The organism is Vibrio sp. 10N.222.55.A1, assembly GCF_041473835.1.
In the GTDB taxonomy this organism is placed as follows: domain Bacteria; phylum Pseudomonadota; class Gammaproteobacteria; order Enterobacterales; family Vibrionaceae; genus Vibrio; species Vibrio crassostreae_C.
The window spans coordinates 100428-119001 of sequence record NZ_JBFRSX010000015.1 but is presented as its reverse complement, the minus strand read 5'-3'; the positions used below and the strand labels follow the sequence as shown (position 1 = coordinate 119001).

Sequence of the window (18574 nt, the reverse complement as noted above, 5' to 3'; positions counted from 1 at the left end):
ATGAGCACAGCGATCTTACATAACGATTGGTGATTTATAAAATAAAGATCCAGATCACAAAGATACTCATCAGGTTCAATATTAAATAATAATCGTTAGCTCAATCTGTATATTGTCGATGAATGACATTAAGAGGTTGTTATGAAAACATATTATTTAGCGACGGCTCTATGCCTCACCTTAGTTGGCTGTAGCTCAACATCAAAAACTACCGAAACGCCAATCCAGCCGGATCCGGCATGGACTTCAGGCCAACTAGAAAATGGCCTTACTTATCATGTTTATCCAGATCATGAAGAATCCGTATCTGTTCGTTTAGTCGTGCACGCCGGTTCGATTCAAGAGACTTCTCAACAAGAAGGCTACGCGCACTTCTTGGAACACATGGCATTCAATGGCAGTAAAAACTTCTCTCAGAACGATGTGATTCGTCTATTCGAAGACGCAGGCGCTAGCTTTGGTGCTGATATTAATGCCTACACTTCTTATGAAGAGACGGTCTACCAGTTAGATTTGCCAGATAACATCCAATTGCAGTCTGCTTTGACGTGGATGCGTGACATTGGTGATGGCCTGGATCTATCAAGTTCAGAAGTCGAAAAAGAAAAAGGCGTGGTTCTTGGTGAGTTCCGTATGGCTCGCCTCGATGATAAGTCATTCGGAGATATATATTATGATTACTTCGTTGAAGGCGGCCCGTACGAATCGCAAGATGCATTAGGGACTAAATCGTCGATCGTGAATGCTACTCCTCAAGGCATCACCAACTTTTATCAGACTTGGTATCAACCTCAAATAGTTGAGCTGGTCGTTTCTGGTGATGTGGACATCAAAACTGTGATTCCACTTATTGAAGAAAAGTTTTCTAGCTGGGAGCGTGGCGATACGCCGAGACCAGAGAAACAGAAAACGACCTCATTCAATGAAGATGATTATGTTGAGTACGCAGGAAGAGAAGCGCCAAGCATCACTCTGACGTTTAACCGCGGTTCAAATATAGTTGAAAATCATGCTCAGCAGAATCAACGCAGGTTAGATGAAACCGCTCAGCAATTGATTCAACGACGATTAGAAGCGGTGTTCAATGATGCCGCGTTCCCGACTCAATGGATTGCATCTGATAGTTATCGAATGGGCGCTTTTTACTATTCGTCAATAAGTGTTGGGTTTCCGGCTGGAGACCGTGAAGTTATCCAACAAGATCTGCTTTCTACATTGGCATCATTGCGTGATTTTGGTGTTTCGGAAACGGATATTGCTGGCGAACTGTACTACTACCAAGACTTGCTGGATAACATCGAGCATAACTGGGATAAAATGGACAGTGTTGAACACGCGAATTACAAAGTGAGTGCGTTAGTCAATGATCGAATAGTCCAATCACAGAAAGATTATCAAGCAAGCTTGGAAGCTTTCATCGCTAACTTGAGCCTTGAAGTGATTAACGACAACATCAAGAATCTACTTTCTGATGATTACTTTATTGTTATTGGGATGGATGACTCCGAAGACAGAACCGCGATCATCAACTCTCTCGATAGTTTAAAAGCCACGTATAGCGAGGCGGGAGTTGCGCCGCTTGCGATTGGAACAGCCAGCGCTTTTGCTGTACCTAGCTCGCAAGGCGAGGTTGTACTTGCTGAACAAATGTCTATTGACCCATACATCCAAAAGTGGACGTTAAGCAATGGCATCGACATGTGGTACCTGCGTGATTATGAGGCAGGTGATGATGTTGGGGTGATGTACATGAGCCTCGGCGGAAAAGCCGCTTTGGATCCGAGCTTGTACCCAGCTGTTGAGGTTGCGTTACCTACCTTCGCTCGAAGTGGTGTCGGTGAGTTTACGGGCTCTGAGCTTTTAGCGTACTTTGATCGTGAAAATATTAGCGCCGATTCTTTCATTGGTAATACTCGTCATGGTATTGAATTTAATATCAATAAAGACGGACTTAAAGATACGTTTGCTGCGCTTTATACCTTCATAACTGCGCCTAAAATTGTTCCCGAGCAGTTAGAGGCAGTGAAACAGGAGTTTGTACAAGGTCAAGAATCTTTCTTGAGCAGCCCTGTCGGTCAGTTTGAGCGCGCAAGAAACCAGAATATCTATCGTCAAGACAGTGGCCACCTCTTTGTTGATAAAGAACGTGTTGAAGCGGTTTCTGTGGAAGACGTCGCTAATCTTCATCAGCAATTGTTTGGTCAAATGAGGCATAACCAATTGGTGATCGTGGGTGACATCGACCCAAGTGAATTAAAGCCTTTGGTTGAGCAATACTTGGCTTCGATTCCATTAGAAAAAGCTGAGGTTCCTGAATTTAAGGTGGCTTACAAGCAGCCATCTGAATCACGCATTGATTTAGCGATCAACAATGTGAATAGTGCAGAGTACATCCTACGAGTTATCTCTGAGCCTAGCGTTGAAGTTAAAATGTCGGCAAAAGATGTTTTCATGGAAGACTTGCTGCAGCGCTTGCTGGCGACTCGTTTAGATACCTATATTCGTGAAGAGTTGAGCTTAGATTACTCGCCATATACGTATTCATCATCCGCAGATAGTGAGCTGAGTGGTGAGTGGGTTATCGGGGCGATGGTAGCGCCGGAGAACGTTGACCAAGTCGAAGTGGCGATCGATAAAGTGATTGCAGACCTTTTACAAGGCGTCTCTGAAAAGGAAATGCACGCAGTCGTGAAACAGTTTGAAGCGGACTTCACGCCTCTCGAGACGAGCTCTATTGACCAAGCATGGTATCTGTCTCGTTATTTACTTCATGGTTACGATATCGAAGCTTTGTCTCAAGTTGAGCGAGTGGCGAGGTCGATTACTGCGGAAGACATGAATCAACTTGTCCAACGCATCTTTGGTGAAGATAGCCGTAAGGTTAAGAACATCATGCGTCCTAAAGCCTAAAGCCTAAAGCCTAAAGCTTGAAACCAACAGAAAGAGACAACTCAAAGCCAAGCGAGCACCGCTTGGCTTTCTTGTTTTCCCACCATTCATAACGTCTATGCCTCACCTGTTGTTAAGCCGTTTTAGATCTATGTAAATCTAAATTTTGAGATCGCTTAATCGGTTGCATCGTATCATTTTCTAAAAAAATGTTTTAAATCAAGACAGCGTTTCATTTGTATTGTAGATTGACGATCTACGAGAATGTTGTTTGGATATTAGATTGCTTAAACTGGGTACCCGATTAGTCTTAATGTTGTTTTTACTGAGCTTTGGCTTAGTGAATTCTAACGGCTATTCGTTTCCTTCTAAGCCATTTCAAATATACTCGGCTCAAGAGCAATCTTCACAGAACGATCTTTGTAAACAAGCCACTACGGATAATCCGTCGAGCTATTTAGAGTGTGATAAGGCTCAGTTTGGCACCGTGCCTTCTGGTGACAGTTCTAACTATCACGACACCGAATCAAGCCTTCAAGCAGCAAACTTCAGACGTATGCTCAGTAACGAGCAAGAAAGCGTGGCCGATCTTGAGCCTGCTTATCATCTACTGATTGACTTCTCTCCCCCCTCAATACTGGCTTCCCTGCTCTTCAACACGCCGTTGTTGGATTCCAAGCTGCACTGGACCAGTATTGTGAGTTCTCCGTCCTCCCGGCTTTCTGGGTGGAAAGAGGGCAACATCCAATACTCGCATTTCCGAGAACTTCTTAGCTAATCGTTTGACCCTAAATTGGTCGTATCGATGGTCAATTGTGCCCGTTGAACTCGCCAATTAACCAAAACAAACATAGCGTCATCAGCTTTAGCATCACTATCTTTCAATCAGCTTGTTCTGGTTGCGATTAGCCATTGCTCGTGTTCGCAAAATATTAGTTCAAAGAAGAGATCTTGACTGTGAAAAAACGCATTCAAAGAAAACAAATAAACCACTACTCAAAGTGGAAATACGTGGTGCTTATCGCCACTATCATCATCATGGTTCTGAGTGCTTTACCTTCTTGGTATGGCGAGAATGCGTCGGTTCAAATTAACAACCGTTCTGAACAGACCATCGATGCTAGCCAAATTACCCAATACCTTGCGAGCGAAGGCATCCAAGCTAAATCGGCATTTCAAAAAGACCAACGTTTAGTCGTGATCTTGGAAGACGCAGAACAACAAGCGAAGGCTAAAGAGGTGCTGAATGAGCGCCTATTGGATAACGCGACGGTTGCGCTAGCGATGGAGCCAGCAGCACCGAAATGGTTGACTGACATGGGCTTCGCACCGATTCAGCTAGGCCTTGATTTACGTGGTGGTGTGCAGTTCCTGTTAGAAGTGGACATGGAACCGGTTTACCACGCACAAGCGCAATCTGTAGTCGATGAAATCACCAGCCAAGTGCGTTATGCACGCGGTAAAGTGGTGAACAACCAAGTTGAGTTTAACTTCCGTACTGATGCCGATTTCGAGAAAGCACAGAAACTGATTCGCGAAGAGTTCCCACAATGGCAACGTGACCGTTCAGATAAATCGCTAACGTTAACTCAGTCTGAAGAAGAGCAAAGAACGCTACGTAATCTAACGGTTCAACAAAACCTGCAGATCATGCGCAGCCGTATTGAAGAGCTAGGCATCACTGAGGCATCGATTCAACGCCAAGGTGAAAGCCGTATCCGTATCGAATTACCGGGTGTACAAGACCCTGCAGCTGCGAAAGACGTGATTGGTGCTACGGCTTCATTAGCGTTCTACTCTGTGTACGACAACGCAACGCGCAATACTCAAACTCTGAAAGATTCAGATGGTAATCGCGTAGTGGTTGCTCGCAAAGCAGTGCTGAGCGGTGAACACATTATCGATGCACGCAGTGGCATTGGTGAAATGGGCAGTGCAGAAGTAAACATCACGCTTGATTCTTCTGGTGGTAAGAAAATGTCTGAGTTTTCTCGCCATAACATCGGCAAGCCAATGGCGACCGTTTACAGCGAATACAGCCGTGACAGAGCCGGTAACAGCGAAAAAACCAGTGAAGTGATCAGTGTGGCGAACATCCAATCTCAACTGGGTAGCCGTTTCAGAATCACAGGTGCAGGCAGCATGGCAGAAGCACAAGAGCTTGCTCTACTGCTACGTGCAGGTTCATTAACTGCGCCTGTTACCATCATTGAAGAGCGTACCATTGGCCCATCTCTGGGTGCTGAAAACGTAACGAATGGCTTTGCTGCTTTGGCTCTTGGCCTTGGTCTTACTCTAACGTTTATGGCGCTATGGTACCGCCGTCTTGGCTGGGTCGCGAACTGTGCATTGGTGGTTAACATGACCACGTTGTTTGGTTTGATTGCCTTGCTACCGGGTGCGGTGTTAACTCTGCCGGGTATTGCGGGCTTGGTACTGACCGTCGGTATGGCGGTAGACACTAACGTGCTTATCTTCGAGCGTATTCGAGACAAGATGAAAGAAGGGCGCAGCTTTGCTAGCTCTATCGATCGTGGTTTCGATAGCGCATTCTCGTCAATTTTCGATGCTAACGTCACCACCATGATCGTTGCTGTGGCTCTATACACCATTGGTAATGGACCGATTCAGGGCTTCGCTCTGACTCTAGGCTTAGGTCTTCTAACCAGTATGTTCACGGGCATTTTTGCTTCACGAGCGATCATCAATTTGGTTTGGGGGCGTGACCAACGCCACGATGTAAGGATTTAAGCATGAGTACTTCAAAAATGACTATTTCAGACCGCTATTTTTCAAATAGCTATATTTCGGATAAGAATATGACTCGCCTTCGTAAGGTGATGTCTGCGATATCTATTGTGCTGTTCATGAGCTCTGTGATGCTGGTGGCGGTGAAAGGTTTTAACTGGGGCTTGGACTTCACAGGTGGTGTGGTTGCCGAGGTTCAGCTCTCTGATCAAGTCACCAAAGATGCGTTAAAAACAAAACTTGATACAGCTTTCCAACAAGACGTGCAAGTGGTTGGTATGGCAGAACAGGATCGCTGGACAATCCGTTATAGCCAACTGACAGACGCTCCACAGCCAAACTTAGTGGATGCTTTGTCTTCTGTCAGCGACCAAGTAAAAGTGCTTAACAGCAGCGTGGTTGGCCCTCAAGTTGGTCAAGACATGGTTGACCAAGGTGGCTTAGCGGTATTGGTGTGTTTCCTAATGATCATGCTGTACCTGAGTGTACGTTTTGAATGGCGTTTAGCACTCGGCGCCCTTGCCGCGATCATCTATGACGTGACGCTTATCTTGGGTCTGTTCGCTTTTACTCAGTTCGAGTTCAACCTGACTGTGTTAGCGGCTGTGTTGGCGATTTTGGGTTATTCATTGAATGACTCGATCATCATTGCCGACCGTGTCCGTGAGATGCTGCGTGGTAATCCAAATGGTGACACTGACAACCTGCTTAACGAATCGGTTAAAGCGACCTTCTCACGCACCATGGTGACCTCAGGTACAACGCTAATCACCGTATCTGCACTTTGGCTACTTGGTGGCGCTGCGCTGCAAGGTTTCGCGATTGCACTGGTTGTAGGTATTGTCAGCGGTACGTGGTCTTCAGTTTCAGTAGGTATCACACTGCCTAAGTTACTTGGTCTACAGCCTTGTCACTACCAAGTGAAAGCGCCGGTAGAAGTTGAGGGTGAGTACCCTTAGGCTCTCTATTGGTTAACAGTACGACTTAGTCAGTAACGTCAACAAAGCCCTTCGTTTATAACAAAACGAGGGGCTTTATTTTTTATAAGAGTCAGACAGTTACAGAAAAGAGAGCCTATTTCAAAAAACGATGGATTGAGCAGGCAAGCCCTCATGATATGAAGTATGTTTAGATGACGTTCGTAGAAATGAGGCAAGGGAATGGAATATCGACATCAATGTCATGTAGGCGACCATGGTGATGCGCTAAAGCATCCAGTATTGAGTGCACTTGTTCAGTCATTAATGCAGCAACATTCACGCCTCAATGTTATCGACACCCACTCTGGTACAGGGTGTTATGACCTCAACACTGCACCAAGTAATCATGCTGGTGAGTTTGCTGAAGGGGTTGGGTACTTGTGGCGAAACAAGGCTTATCTTCCTCCGGCATTCGCTTCTTTTATGTCGGTGCTGGAATACTACAATCCGAACCAACTTATCTCTCTCTATCCGGGTTCTGCAGCCATCACCTACCAACAAGGCCGCAGCCAAGATAGCTTCTATTTTTCAGACATTCAGCAAGATGAAGCCGACTTATTACAAACCAACATTGAGAAGCTGCAACGCGATCTTGATGTTTCAAGTAAGCTCACCATTACCGCTGGCGATGGCTTGAAAGCACTGCCTGACGACATAGCAAAACACGACAACCATCACCTGATTGTTATCGACCCGCCCTATGAAACCGATTCTGAATATCTCGCGGTGATCGATGCCTTGGTTAAGGCGTATCAGCAGTCTGAGGAGGTATCAGCATTAATTTGGTATCCGCTTTACACGGATGATAAGAGCTCACTGATTCTGAATCACTGCGTGACAGCGGTAAAAGATGGCTTGCTACCAAGTCCGATCAAGTCGGAGCTTCGCCTTCGTGATCCTAAGGGGGATGATCGCCTGATCGGTAGTGGTTTACTGTTGTTCAATCCTCCCCAAGGCATTGCGGGAACGGTCGCGGATACGCTTGATTATTTACACAGCCAACTCGCAACAAATGGTGAAGGGTATTGGCAAATGAGAATTCTATAAATCTGATTTCTATGGATTTTATGATGATTTTCTAGACGTCGTTCACTAAATCACTGTTATTTATGTGGTTTAAATTGACCAAACGCTAACTTTTATCGATTGATTAATTGCAGTGAATCATTTAAAAATAGTACATCAATGCGCACAGGTGCATACTGGCTCATAAGTTAAATAATTACCCCTAATTAATATCAGATTGTGGTTTACCCCCTAAACTGCATAAGGCTCGCACTAGTCATGCGAGCCTTTCTTTTGCCTGTCGGAAAATCTAAGGCAGTTCTATCAATTTAAGATTCACTACAACACTGGATAATCGATGTAGCCTTTTTCGTTGCCGCCGAACAGAGTGGCGCCATCAAGTTCTGATAGTTCGCTGCCGTTTTGTAGGCGTGATACGAGATCTGGGTTAGCAACGAATGGGCGACCAAATGCGACGAGATCGGCGTAGCCTTTGCTTAGTACTTCTTCGGCGCGTTGTGGTGTGTAACTGCCAGCGACGATGATGGTGTTAGAGAACAAGGCTCTTAGCTCTATACGGAAGCTTTCAGGTATCACAGGCGCGTCATCCCAATCGGCTTCTGATAGGTGCAGATAAGCGATATTACGAGCTTGCAGTTCCTTTGACGCTTCTAAAATCGTTGGCACGATGTCTGGGCAGTTCATGTCTTTGAAGGTGATGAACGGGGCTAAACGTACACCCACTTTATCGGCACCAATCGCATCAATGACTGCATCCACTACTTCGATTAGAAAACGAAGTCGGTTCTCGCGGCTGCCGCCATAGTTGTCGGTGCGCTTGTTTGAGTTGGTTCTTAGGAACTGGTCAATCAGGTAACCATTGCCACCGTGGATTTCCACGCCATTGAACCCTGCCTCGACCGCTTTCTTCGCTGACTTAGCAAAATCTTGAACCACACGATCAATATCGGCTTGGGTCATTTCTCTTGGTTGAATGCAATCCACCATGTTGCCATTACCATTCTCATCAGAAATCCAAACCTGAGTTTCTACCGGAGCCAGTGCCGAAGGTGCGATTGGTAGTTCACCTTTTTGGAAGGTTGGATGAGACACGCGACCCACATGCCATAGTTGGCAGAATATCGCAGCACCTTGTTCTTTAGCAGCAGAGGTGACACCTTGCCAGCCTGTTACTTGTTCACTTGTGTAAACGCCGGGTGTGAATGAGTACCCTTGAGAGTCGTCTGAGATTTGTGTCGCTTCAGTGATGATTAGCCCAGCACTGGCACGTTGTTGGTAGTAAGTTGCCATCATTTCATTTGGCACGTTTCCAGGTTGGCTTGTACGAGCGCGTGTCATGGGGGCCATAACCACACGGTTTTGTAGTTCTAGGCCTTTCAGTTCTGCTGTTTCGAATAATTTGCTCATGGTATTTACCTTGTTTTAATGCTGTGATCTTTCGTTTTTTATTGGGGCGATAAGTCGCGTTATTTGCTTTCTGCTGGGCTGAAAATAGAGTTGCTCTGTGGCTTTTCAGATCGGTTGGCTTTTGCAATAAGCAACAAACCAATCACTGGGACAACAACGGCTGCGAACGGAATCATTCCTGCGCCTAGTTGGCTGTCGAGTACCATGCCGCCAAGGAATCCACCAAAGGCATTGGCTAAGTTAAACGCTGAGATATTCGCAGTTGCTGCTAGCTCTTGCCCTTCGCCACCGTGGTTCATTACTCGAAGTTGCATGGCAGGGACGTTCGCAAATGATGCAATACCAAAGATAAATGCAGCTGCAACGAATAGGATTTTGTTGTCTACCACAAGGCCAACCACCACCAATGACACGATCATTGCGACAGCCCAAAACATTGAAGCTTTGCCTAGGTTTTTATCTGAAGAGCGTCCGCCCAAGGTGTTACCGATGATTAAGCCAACACCTACAATCACTAAGATCCAAGTCACTGATTCTTGACTGTAACCCGTGATGTGCATGGCGATTGGCGCAAGGTAACCGTAAAGCGTCATGAAGCCAGACCAAGCAAAAGCGGTGATTGCTAAGCTGATCAGTAACATTGGATTTTTGAACGCTAGAAGCTGAGTTTTGATGTCTTTCGCTTCACTGTGACCTGTCGATTTAATCGATATCAAAATGGCAAGCATCGCGATAGTGCCAAGTGCTGCCACGGTAAAGAAAGTAGTGTGCCAGCCGAATTGCAAGCTGACCCATGTACCAGCTGGAACGCCAAGAACGTTAGCGAGTGTTAAGCCTGCGAACATTTGGCCAACGGCACGACCTGCCATTTTTTCAGACACTAAGTTGGTTGCAACAACCGCACCGATACCATAAAAAGGGCCTTGCACTAAGCCTGCGATAACACGGCTGGCAAGTAGAAGTGGGTAGCTAGGAGCAAGGGCTGATAAGACATTACCGATGATGAACAGTGCCATTAAGCCAATCAGTACCATCTTCTTGTTAAAACGTGCGAGGTAGATGGTTAAGATCGGGCCACCAATAACGATAGCCAATGCGTAAGCACTGATTAGGTATCCGGCTTGACCTTCGGTGATCGAAAGGGATGTGGCAATTTGTGGAAGGATGCCTGCAATAACAAACTCAGCGGTGCCGATGGCAAAAGCTGCGAGTGTCAGTATCCAAACTTGGAATGGGATCTTTTCTTTATGGATCGCTTCTGATTTCATAGTGAAGTACCTGTGTTAATTCTTGTTTGTTAGGACGTGAGATACACGCCCTAACGATTGTTCTTTATGTCTTTGCTTCTTTGCTTCTTTGCGGAGTGTTAGCCGAGTAGAGCGCCGCCATCGATATCGATGATTGACCCTGTGACGTATGGGTTATTAATTACGAACAGGTAACCCATGGCTATCTCTGAAGGCTCGCCAACCTTGCCTGCGGGTAGGTTGTTTTTGGCGTTGTCGTACATGCTTGTACGAGCGGAATCGTCCATGTTTTTGTAGGCTTCCGTCATGGTTAAACCCGGGCTAACGGCATTGACTCGAATAGGTGATAGCTCTTTCGCCAGTATTTTGGTTACGCTTTCTAGTGCGGCGTTGATGGCGGTTTTTACGTAAGTACCAGCAACAACTTTGCGTGACAACATGCCAGTTGTGAACGTGATAGACCCGTTTGGTGTCATGTAACGAGCGGCATGTTTGGCTACGTTTAAGCTGCCCCAAAACTTAGTGTCAAAAGCTGTCTTGGCGTCTGCGGTTGCTACGTCTGTTACTTTTCCTGCGGGAGCGGATGAGCCAGCCGTTACGATTAAGTGGTCAAACACGCCAATCGATTCAAAGTATTCACAAATTGATTTTTCATTGCTGATATCAAGTCCTGTATGTCGGCTAGCGATGTGCACTGTGTTGTTTTCGTTTCTCAATTTCATCGCGAGTGCCTTGCCGATACCTGATGTGCCACCAATGATGACGAAAGTGTGTTTCTCTTGTTTAGTCGATTCGTTAGTCATGCTCTGAATTCCTGCGTTGTTCTGTTGATGTTTGCCATTATATTTATTCGACTAAATTTGATAATTGGTTAAAATATAAATTCATTATTCGGTTAACCTGAATAGTGTGACTGAGTATTCAAATCGAGCATTAAGATCGAGAAGTAAGACAAAGAGGTGGAAGCGAGAATCGTATGGATAAGTTTTCAGATATGGCGATGTTCGTCAGTATTGTTAAGCATCACGGGTTAGCGGCGGCGGGGCGAGAGTTAGGGCTTTCTCCTGCGACCATGACAGCAAGGCTGCAGGCGCTTGAAGAACGATATGGTGTGAAGTTGTTGAATCGAAGCACGCGTCATGTGTCTTTGACCGACTCAGGGGAGCTGTATCACAAGGCATGTTTGGAGATTTTAGACAACGTCAGTGAGGCCGAAAACCTGATTCAAAATGGCGTAAAAGAAGTCAAAGGCTCGCTAAAAATCGCCGCGCCTAAAGACATCGGAAAGCAGTACATTCTTCCGATTCTCTCTGAGTTCTGTCAGCAATATCCCGACGTGATCCCTTACCTCTACTTGAACGATAACCTCTCGAACATTGCTGAATCTGGCATGGATATCGTGGTCCGTTATGGTGAACTGGTCGACAGCAGTTTGATATCCAGACGCTTGTCACCAAGCCGACGTGTGCTGTGTGCTTCTCCTGAATATCTTGCCAAGCATGGAACACCGTTAACACCACAAGATTTGATTGATCACGATTGTTTAGCCATGCTGCGCAGCAATGAAGAGCTCAAGATATGGCACTTCCAAGATCATGATATGAAGAAGTCGATTACGGTTGTTCCAAAGCGATTTTCAGACGATGGCGAAGTTATTCGCTACTGGGCATTAAAAGGCGAGGGCATTGCTCTTAAATCGGTACTGGATGTGCAAGGCGACATCAATAACCAGCGCCTTGTGACGCTGCTTAATGGCTACATGAAGAACTTCAACACCGCGATGTCGGTGTCGAGTGCCGATTTGAATGTGGTGTACATCAGCAAGAAATATCAGCCCAAGCGTATCCGGTTGTTTCTTGATTTCTTGTTTGAGCGGTTTGGCGATTTGGTTGAAAAGTCTAGTTAGATTAGCCGAGAAGCAGCGCATGACAGATCTCTCGAACTCAACACCCGGGTACGGACAGAGAACATTGAACTGGTTATGATACGACCAACATAAGGATGTGATTGGAGAGAAAAATGAAAGTCGTCGGAGATACGGTTATCCAACCTTTTCACAAGGCAACCTGCCATTGCGGTGCGGTTGAACTAGAGCTCAGTTTACCTAACGGGATAGAAAAACCACGCCGCTGTGATTGCTCGATCTGTCGTCGCAGGGGAGCGATTGTGGGCTCTGTTGCGCTGGATGGCATCAAGATCCTTAAAGGTGCAGAGCATCTCAAGCTTTACCAATTCAATACCAATACCGCGAAGCATTACTTCTGCTCAAACTGCGGTATCTATACCCATCATCAGCGCCGTTCTAGCCCAAACGAATACGGTTTTAACATCGGCTGTTTGGAAGGGGTGAATCCTTTTGATATTGGTGATGTGGTGACCAACGATGGTGTCAATCATCCAGCTGATCGTTAATTTATTGAGCTTTAAAAAGGGAAGAAATTATGTCTGAATATGGAGCGGTCATTCGCTGGAAAAAAGCAGAAGATGAAGTCTTTAGCGACAATCAATACAGTCGAGGTCATACGTGGGAGTTCGATGGTGGTGTCACTGTGCCTGCTTCGTCCTCTCCACATGTTGTGCCACTGCCGTTTTCGGTGGAAGCGAATGTTGATCCAGAAGAAGCGTTTATCGCGGCACTTTCTAGCTGCCATATGCTGACGTTTTTGGGCATTGCCGCAAAGCAGAAGTACGTGATCGACTCCTATGTCGATGATGCGATTGGTGTGCTGGAAGAAGATGAATCTGGCCGCTCATCGGTCACTAAGGTGACTCTGCGCCCTAAAATTGTGTTTTTAGGTACCAAAAAGCCCACCGCCAAGCAGCTCGACAAACTGCACCACTTGGCGCACAAAAACTGCTTTATCGCGAACTCGGTAAAAACGGACATTGTGGTAGAAACTAAAGCGTAAACCACACACGTTAACATCCAAAAACCGCGAGGTTGCTTAGTGCATCACTGGCGGTTTTTTTGTGTCTGTGTAATCCTACGTACGGTTTTAATTGAGTGACAGTTAGAAAGTTTTGAGAGATAGGTAGAGAGCTCTTGAATGGTAGGAATAGATTGATTAGCAGAGAGTTATGTTTAGCGTCCCATTGAATAGTTTTGTACATCGTGTGAGTGATAAAAGCCAAGTGATGGTGAATGCTGCGGAATGTGGATGTCAGTTGAAACGAGTTCGTCGTTCGCGTAATTGGCTGTTGGTCGCTCAAGAGTATCAACTCGTTGAATTTAAAACGATGTTAACCCATGAAAAAGACGGTTGGATAGCAATTGCAATCGACAAAGTGCTGCCTAAACCCGTGGTGTGTTTGGCATCTCTGTTGGCCGCTACACCTTCAATGACTGTGGCTCAGCTGGTGATGGAATCTGGATGTTCAATGGCCGAAGCAAGACGTGCTATTGATGAACATGAAGGTCTGTAGGCGTATTCAAATCGTGTGAAAAGAGAATTGCGAGCAGCAAAAAGCCCGTAACGATATTGCGCTGGAAAACGTCATATCGTTACGGGCTTTATCATCTGTGCTGCTGTTAAGCTAAGCCATGCGGCTTATGAAGCATTGAATCGATTAAGAGTTCGCTACTTTTACACGAATCGTGTTTTTGCCAAGCTTTGACAAGTTCAGCTTGTTTAGTGCCGCTTTAGCTTCTTCTTGCTCTGGCATTTCAACAAAAGCGAAGCCTTTTGAGTCGCCAGTTTCTTGGTCTAAAACTAGGCTGCACTCTTTTACTGAGCCAAACTCAGAAAATAGCACACGGATGTCTTGCTCAGAGGTAGAGCGCGATAGGTTACGAACTAGAAGTTTCATAATAAACCTTGAATATGAATTTACGCCGAGCATTGTCGCACACTTTCATGCTCACCCTCACAAATAATTACTCTAATCATTTCTTTGGTAATGTGTCGCTCTATTTACCGATTAAGCGAGCTGTTTACCTGCTAGCCGCGGTTTATCGTGATATCTGACACGAATCCATGCTCTGTGCTGGTCAACGCCTGTTGTAGCATCTGAGCGGCTTCTTGCGCGGTCATAAAGCTCGAGGTATCCATGCCTTTACCGCTTGTATTCCAAAACTCGGTCGCCATTCCTCCAGGGTAAACCGCCACGATTTTCATCGGGTGACCTTTTAGCTCCAACCTCACCGATTCGATAAAGCCTTTCACGGCCCATTTTGCCGCGCAGTAGGTGGACTCTTCCGCTTTAGCACCTTGGGCCGCCGTCGACATCACCACTGCAATGGTGACCGATTGATCTTTGTAGCGCTGCACAAGCTCGCGAATCAAAAAGATCGAAGACTCGATATTGTTCTTCAGCATGTCGCTGATGGTGGTTGGATCTTGCTGTTCTATTTTACCGAAGTAGCCACTGCCAGCACTGTGGATCACCAGTTTAGGCATTTCAGGTAACGCATCCAATAACTCACTCACTGAGTGCGGGTCACAGAGATCACACGCTTGGCTAATGGTATTCGCAGGTAGGCCTTGCGCCACTTCTGCTAAACGTTGTGCATTGCGACCTGTAATGGCTACGCGCTGAGCGTCGGCGTTAGCATATTGTTTCGCGAGAGCTGCGCCTAAACCGCTGCTTGATCCGGTAATTAAAATCATACTGTCTTAAGTTTGTAGAGTTGATTCGAGATAGTAAGGGGCTAGGCTAAGATTTTCTGAGATCTATGGCTAAAGTTGATCGATAGCCTGGTTGATAGCTTGGGTGATCGGTTGAGCCGTAGGGGAATAAGAGTGTGGGGAAAGTCGTTAAGAATCGACTGGTTTGGTCAGAAATAACACAGCCAAAAAGTAGCAGAACTAACAAGTAAAAGCGCCGGCATAGAGCCAGCGCTTTTGAGTAATCATAAGTGATTATTCGTCGTCGAACTGTTTGATCGTGAACGCGTCTTCGATTCGGTTAAGCTCTTCTTGTTCTTTCACTCGCTTCTCTTCTTGCAGAGTCGCTCTCGTTTCGTTGAAACGTTTTTTCTCTGACTTAGTCAGGAATTTTACAGCTTTTTTGTTGGTCAGTGCGTAAGCAACTACGTCTTCACCTTTTTCTCTGCGGTCGTTTACGCGTTGTGAGAAACGTTCATTGTCGCGAGCTTTACGCTCCGCTGAGGTCAACTTGCTCATGCTTTAAAGCCTTTTCAATTATTCATGGTAGGGAATCTACGCTTAGCGAAACAAATGGGGACTGCTTAGTGTCAGTCTAGTCCATTTGTATGCTGGTGGCGCATCTTAGCACAATGGCTTGAGCATGCAGGTATGCTATTCGAGGGATCAAACAAAACAGCCCACAATTTTCGTTGTGGGCTGTTTTGTTACGTACTGTAGATGTAGTCATCGTTTTAAAACTAAGAATCAGAAACGGCAGTTACATCAAATCTTCTCGATGTATAAGATGACCTCTCCGACTTTAAAGCCAAACTTAGACATCTCAGTCTTGTTGAACAAGCGTTTATCGTCCATTAAGAACATCCAATCATCGAGCACCACTTCATAGGTGCTGCCGTCTACTTCAATTTCTAGATCATATTTCCAATACAGCGCAGAACCTTGGGTTTCACCATAAGCGGTTCCAACGACATCGTTGGCAGTCCCAGAATAGGTGTTTTCGCCCGTTTTGATCAGATTCCAAACGCGAGTTGAGCGCTCGCCATCAGCAAAAGAGAACCACTCTTTTATTTCTCCGTTGTCACCGTCCCAAGTCGCGATCAGTTTGGCATCAAAGCGGCGCAGTAAGTTACCAGAGCGGTCTAGCACCATGCCGTAGGCCATTAGCTCGCCATTAAAAAAGGTTTCAAGCTTGAGCTCTGGCGTTGTGTCGACATGGTCTTCTAAACTTGCAGAGCCACAGCCCACTAGCCAAGTGAGTGAAAAAAATGCCAGAGCAAATTTTATTATTGTTGTTTTTGGATTCATTTGTTCAAACCTAAAAGTTGTTTACGAAGACCGGGTTCAGAGGTGTTTTCAGACAACCAAATCGCTAGAAAGGCTTCACCAAATTGCTTGTCTTGGATGGTGCCGATCGGTTGTTCATCGAAATAAAAACGACTTACGTTATCTTCAGCGATACGAATCGTGAGTGTGCTTCCTTCTTCCACGTTCGGCCACATCGCGTACAAGGGTTTCAACCAACGTTGAATGTTGCTGTCAGAGTAGCCAAGCTTGTTCCACTGATCTTCGGTAGCGTCTACGAGGTCTTTGCTATCGATAGAGCGGTAATACTCAAGCTTCAAAGCTCGTTCGGAGTTGGTTGGAGTCGCGTAGAATTCTGCCGAGTAGAGAGTCCAAAACAGGTAACTCATTTCACCCTCACCACGTTTGTTCAGATCATCGACAGCAGAGGCTCTAGCGTGTCCGGCAAATAACAGCGCAGCAAAGATTAACGGGAGAGTAATAAAGCTTAGAAGTGTGTTTTTTGCTTGCTGATGAGCGCGAACAATACCTCGCTCAGGTTTGAACGTTTGTGTCGGGTTGCGTGGATAAGCCATAAGTCACCTCGTTATTGCCATTTTAGGTTGTATTAAGTTGGAGTAGGCGGCCACCAGTAAGGGCAACAAAATCCCCCAACTTATTGCAAGGGCAGCAACTACCGATGCATCTGGCCAAGTAGTAAGAAGAGCACCTGCTTTGATGCCTCCCCAATAACTACTAGTACCTGCTACGAACCCTATGACAAACAAGATCACTTTCGAGCATTTTAAAAGCCAATTTAGGCTGTGGTTAAAACTGATTAAGAACATGATCCACAGGCAGATAAGCCACACCGGGAACCACGATTGATTCGCAATTTCAGAGTCGACGGCAAACACGCCGAAGTGGAGTAAGAGGCTATCAAGCAATAGCCCCAATGGTAATAAAATGAGTATCTTCAAATCGCTACTGCGAGTCGGTGATAGAAGGAAGTGAACCACTACAATCAGTGGTGTGACGAACGGGGCTTGCGCGGTAAAGAAAGCACTGCAAACCCAGGTCGCTTGAAACAGTACGAGATTAATAATCCAAAACCGCTTCATCTTTTTCTCCAAAGTAACGAGGTTTTCTTGCGACTACATGGTGAGTGCTGATCACGCGCTCTTTGAATGCGCCTTCACAGTAGCAGAAGTAGAAGGTCCATAAGCGTTTAAACTCTTCTGAATAGCCGAGAGACTCTAGCTCTTCCCAACTATTTTCAAAGGCGATGTTCCAATCATTCAGCGTTCGAGCGTAGTGTAGGCCAATGTCATCAATTTCTTGAACCACAAGGTCGGTGCTGGTCGCAAGGTGTTGGGTCATCACTGAAACAGAAGGTAGGCAACCGCCGGGGAAGATGTACTTCTGAATAAAGTCGACACCTTTGCGGTATTTGTCGTAACGGCTGTCAGCAATAGTAATTGCTTGAATCAGCATCTTGCCTGAGGGCTTAAGTAGCGAGGAACATTTTTCAAAGAAGGTTTGTAGATACTCATGTCCGACCGCCTCTATCATCTCGATCGAAACCAACTTGTCATACTCACCAGTGAGATTGCGATAATCCTCTTTGAGCAGGGTGATTTTGTCGGTTAAACCAAGCGCTTTTACTCTCTGTTCAGCAAGTGCATGTTGGGCATCTGAGATCGTGGTAGTGGTGACGTGGCAACCGTAGTGTTGCGCCATGAAGATGGCTAAGCCGCCCCACCCTGTGCCTATCTCGACCACGCTATCTTTCTCAGACAGTTCTAGTCGCTCACAGATGGTTTTCATTTTGTTTTGTTGAGCCTTCGACAAGGTTTCTGCGTCTTCGCTGTAGATTGCGGAAGAGTACTGCATCGAGCTATCTAAGAAGCGCTCATACAGCTCGTTGCCAATATCGTAGTGGGCGAGAATATTTCGCTTAGAGCCTTGCTCGGTGTTGGCATTCTTACGACGCAGCAATAGGTTTTTGATGCGAGAAATCCATTGTGTCTTGTCATCAAGTTCATCCAATTGGGCTTGGTTACGAGCCATGATTTGAATCACACGCGTTAGATTTGGGCTGGTCCATTTACCATCGATGTATGCTTCAGATGCGCCGATACTGCCGTTGATGACCACATCTCTAAAAAAGGTCGCATCATGAATCACGATTCGACCTTTCAAGTCTGCTTCTCGATCACCGAACACCGAATGCTGGTCGCGCTCAATGATCTCGAGCGTCGCGAATTGCAGGCTTTCTAACACCTTGAAGATTAAAGCTCGATATTTACAGTTGCTTGAAACAGCAACGGCTTTAGCTTGTTGTTCAATATTGTTGTTTTGTTTGGCAAGCTGTTCCATGTAAACCTCG

General features: G+C 45.9%; 19 protein-coding genes. 9 read left to right on the top strand and 10 right to left on the bottom strand.

The window, feature by feature from the left end:
• The first annotated feature begins 141 nt into the window (after positions 1 to 141).
• The 5 genes from AB4493_RS04915 (at position 142) to rlmJ (ending at position 7664) form a co-directional block, all read left to right on the top strand.
• A complete protein-coding gene (locus tag AB4493_RS04915; RefSeq protein WP_136974005.1) occupies positions 142 to 2910 on the top strand; it encodes a pitrilysin family protein in 2769 nt (922 codons plus the stop codon).
• A gap of 292 nt (positions 2911 to 3202) precedes the next feature.
• Positions 3203 to 3667, top strand: coding sequence for a hypothetical protein (locus AB4493_RS04910; protein WP_104216091.1), 465 nt, complete (start codon positions 3203 to 3205; stop codon positions 3665 to 3667).
• 173 nt (positions 3668 to 3840) lie between these two features.
• Entirely contained in the window at positions 3841 to 5640 is a 1800-nt protein-coding gene (gene secD / locus AB4493_RS04905) for a protein translocase subunit SecD (protein WP_017065097.1), read from the top strand.
• A 2-nt stretch (positions 5641 to 5642) separates the two neighbouring features.
• Entirely contained in the window at positions 5643 to 6596 is a 954-nt protein-coding gene (gene secF / locus AB4493_RS04900) for a protein translocase subunit SecF (RefSeq protein ID WP_017061264.1), read from the top strand.
• A 201-nt stretch (positions 6597 to 6797) separates the two neighbouring features.
• Positions 6798 to 7664: a 23S rRNA (adenine(2030)-N(6))-methyltransferase RlmJ gene (gene rlmJ / locus AB4493_RS04895; RefSeq protein ID WP_372154593.1), complete on the top strand. Its 867-nt coding sequence runs from the start codon at positions 6798 to 6800 to the stop codon at positions 7662 to 7664.
• Between the two features lie 297 nt (positions 7665 to 7961).
• Here rlmJ and AB4493_RS04890 read toward each other — a convergent pair whose 3' ends face one another.
• The 3 genes from AB4493_RS04890 to AB4493_RS04880 form a co-directional block, all read right to left on the bottom strand.
• Positions 7962 to 9050: an alkene reductase gene (locus tag AB4493_RS04890; RefSeq protein ID WP_372154592.1), complete on the bottom strand. Its 1089-nt coding sequence runs from the start codon at positions 9048 to 9050 to the stop codon at positions 7962 to 7964.
• Between the two features lie 59 nt (positions 9051 to 9109).
• Positions 9110 to 10318, bottom strand: a complete 1209-nt coding sequence (locus AB4493_RS04885; protein WP_102428123.1) for an MFS transporter — start codon at positions 10316 to 10318, stop codon at positions 9110 to 9112.
• A gap of 98 nt (positions 10319 to 10416) precedes the next feature.
• Positions 10417 to 11100: an SDR family oxidoreductase gene (locus AB4493_RS04880; protein WP_102332307.1), complete on the bottom strand. Its 684-nt coding sequence runs from the start codon at positions 11098 to 11100 to the stop codon at positions 10417 to 10419.
• Between the two features lie 173 nt (positions 11101 to 11273).
• Between AB4493_RS04880 and AB4493_RS04875 the strand changes: the two genes are divergently transcribed.
• The 4 genes from AB4493_RS04875 (at position 11274) to AB4493_RS04860 (ending at position 13720) form a co-directional block, all read left to right on the top strand.
• Positions 11274 to 12203, top strand: a complete 930-nt coding sequence (locus AB4493_RS04875; RefSeq protein ID WP_372154591.1) for a LysR family transcriptional regulator — start codon at positions 11274 to 11276, stop codon at positions 12201 to 12203.
• Positions 12204 to 12316: 113 nt separating this feature from the next.
• Positions 12317 to 12709 carry a GFA family protein gene (locus tag AB4493_RS04870; RefSeq protein WP_017057647.1) on the top strand — a complete coding sequence of 131 codons (393 nt, stop codon included), beginning with the start codon at positions 12317 to 12319 and terminating at the stop codon, positions 12707 to 12709.
• 29 nt (positions 12710 to 12738) lie between these two features.
• Positions 12739 to 13206, top strand: a complete 468-nt coding sequence (locus AB4493_RS04865; RefSeq protein WP_065583947.1) for an OsmC family protein — start codon at positions 12739 to 12741, stop codon at positions 13204 to 13206.
• A 169-nt stretch (positions 13207 to 13375) separates the two neighbouring features.
• Complete coding sequence (locus AB4493_RS04860) at positions 13376 to 13720, top strand: ribosome recycling factor family protein (RefSeq protein WP_017061272.1); 345 nt, start codon at positions 13376 to 13378, stop codon at positions 13718 to 13720.
• Positions 13721 to 13864: 144 nt separating this feature from the next.
• Here the strand turns inward: AB4493_RS04860 and AB4493_RS04855 are convergent, their stop codons facing one another.
• From AB4493_RS04855 to AB4493_RS04825, 7 genes are all read right to left on the bottom strand, one after another.
• Positions 13865 to 14104 (bottom strand): RNA-binding protein, encoded by a 240-nt coding sequence (locus AB4493_RS04855; protein ID WP_017061273.1) that lies wholly within the window; start codon positions 14102 to 14104, stop codon positions 13865 to 13867.
• 131 nt (positions 14105 to 14235) lie between these two features.
• On the bottom strand, positions 14236 to 14904 hold the full coding sequence (locus AB4493_RS04850; protein ID WP_372154590.1) for an SDR family NAD(P)-dependent oxidoreductase: 669 nt from the start codon (positions 14902 to 14904) through the stop codon (positions 14236 to 14238).
• Positions 14905 to 15156: 252 nt separating this feature from the next.
• Complete coding sequence (locus AB4493_RS04845; RefSeq protein WP_017061275.1) at positions 15157 to 15420, bottom strand: hypothetical protein; 264 nt, start codon at positions 15418 to 15420, stop codon at positions 15157 to 15159.
• A gap of 246 nt (positions 15421 to 15666) precedes the next feature.
• Positions 15667 to 16209, bottom strand: a complete 543-nt coding sequence (locus tag AB4493_RS04840) for a DUF3833 domain-containing protein (protein WP_017061276.1) — start codon at positions 16207 to 16209, stop codon at positions 15667 to 15669.
• The gene (locus tag AB4493_RS04835; protein WP_372154589.1) at positions 16206 to 16781 is read right to left on the bottom strand and encodes a chalcone isomerase family protein; all 576 of its coding nucleotides are present in this window, start codon (positions 16779 to 16781) and stop codon (positions 16206 to 16208) included. The genes AB4493_RS04840 and AB4493_RS04835 overlap by 4 nt, the downstream gene beginning before the upstream one ends.
• 3 nt (positions 16782 to 16784) lie before the next feature.
• Complete coding sequence (locus AB4493_RS04830) at positions 16785 to 17306, bottom strand: DUF2878 domain-containing protein (RefSeq protein WP_372154588.1); 522 nt, start codon at positions 17304 to 17306, stop codon at positions 16785 to 16787.
• Positions 17284 to 18564, bottom strand: a complete 1281-nt coding sequence (locus tag AB4493_RS04825; protein ID WP_017061279.1) for a cyclopropane-fatty-acyl-phospholipid synthase family protein — start codon at positions 18562 to 18564, stop codon at positions 17284 to 17286. Before AB4493_RS04825 ends, AB4493_RS04830 begins: the two co-directional genes overlap by 23 nt.
• Between the last annotated feature and the right edge of the window lie 10 nt (positions 18565 to 18574).

Excerpts from the sequence above, each read along its gene's own strand:
- AB4493_RS04915 (WP_136974005.1), top strand. The coding sequence starts at position 142 with ATGAAAACATATTATTTAGCGACGGCTCTATGCCTCACCTTAGTTGGC.
- AB4493_RS04910 (WP_104216091.1), top strand. The coding sequence starts at position 3,203 with ATGTTGTTTTTACTGAGCTTTGGCTTAGTGAATTCTAACGGCTATTCG.
- secF (WP_017061264.1), top strand. The coding sequence starts at position 5,643 with ATGAGTACTTCAAAAATGACTATTTCAGACCGCTATTTTTCAAATAGC.
- rlmJ (WP_372154593.1), top strand. The coding sequence starts at position 6,798 with ATGGAATATCGACATCAATGTCATGTAGGCGACCATGGTGATGCGCTA.
- AB4493_RS04890 (WP_372154592.1), bottom strand. The coding sequence starts at position 9,050 with ATGAGCAAATTATTCGAAACAGCAGAACTGAAAGGCCTAGAACTACAA.
- AB4493_RS04885 (WP_102428123.1), bottom strand. The coding sequence starts at position 10,318 with ATGAAATCAGAAGCGATCCATAAAGAAAAGATCCCATTCCAAGTTTGG.
- AB4493_RS04880 (WP_102332307.1), bottom strand. The coding sequence starts at position 11,100 with ATGACTAACGAATCGACTAAACAAGAGAAACACACTTTCGTCATCATT.
- AB4493_RS04875 (WP_372154591.1), top strand. The coding sequence starts at position 11,274 with ATGGATAAGTTTTCAGATATGGCGATGTTCGTCAGTATTGTTAAGCAT.
- AB4493_RS04870 (WP_017057647.1), top strand. The coding sequence starts at position 12,317 with ATGAAAGTCGTCGGAGATACGGTTATCCAACCTTTTCACAAGGCAACC.
- AB4493_RS04865 (WP_065583947.1), top strand. The coding sequence starts at position 12,739 with ATGTCTGAATATGGAGCGGTCATTCGCTGGAAAAAAGCAGAAGATGAA.
- AB4493_RS04860 (WP_017061272.1), top strand. The coding sequence starts at position 13,376 with ATGTTTAGCGTCCCATTGAATAGTTTTGTACATCGTGTGAGTGATAAA.
- AB4493_RS04855 (WP_017061273.1), bottom strand. The coding sequence starts at position 14,104 with ATGAAACTTCTAGTTCGTAACCTATCGCGCTCTACCTCTGAGCAAGAC.
- AB4493_RS04850 (WP_372154590.1), bottom strand. The coding sequence starts at position 14,904 with ATGATTTTAATTACCGGATCAAGCAGCGGTTTAGGCGCAGCTCTCGCG.
- AB4493_RS04845 (WP_017061275.1), bottom strand. The coding sequence starts at position 15,420 with ATGAGCAAGTTGACCTCAGCGGAGCGTAAAGCTCGCGACAATGAACGT.
- AB4493_RS04840 (WP_017061276.1), bottom strand. The coding sequence starts at position 16,209 with ATGAATCCAAAAACAACAATAATAAAATTTGCTCTGGCATTTTTTTCA.
- AB4493_RS04835 (WP_372154589.1), bottom strand. The coding sequence starts at position 16,781 with ATGGCTTATCCACGCAACCCGACACAAACGTTCAAACCTGAGCGAGGT.
- AB4493_RS04830 (WP_372154588.1), bottom strand. The coding sequence starts at position 17,306 with ATGAAGCGGTTTTGGATTATTAATCTCGTACTGTTTCAAGCGACCTGG.
- AB4493_RS04825 (WP_017061279.1), bottom strand. The coding sequence starts at position 18,564 with ATGGAACAGCTTGCCAAACAAAACAACAATATTGAACAACAAGCTAAA.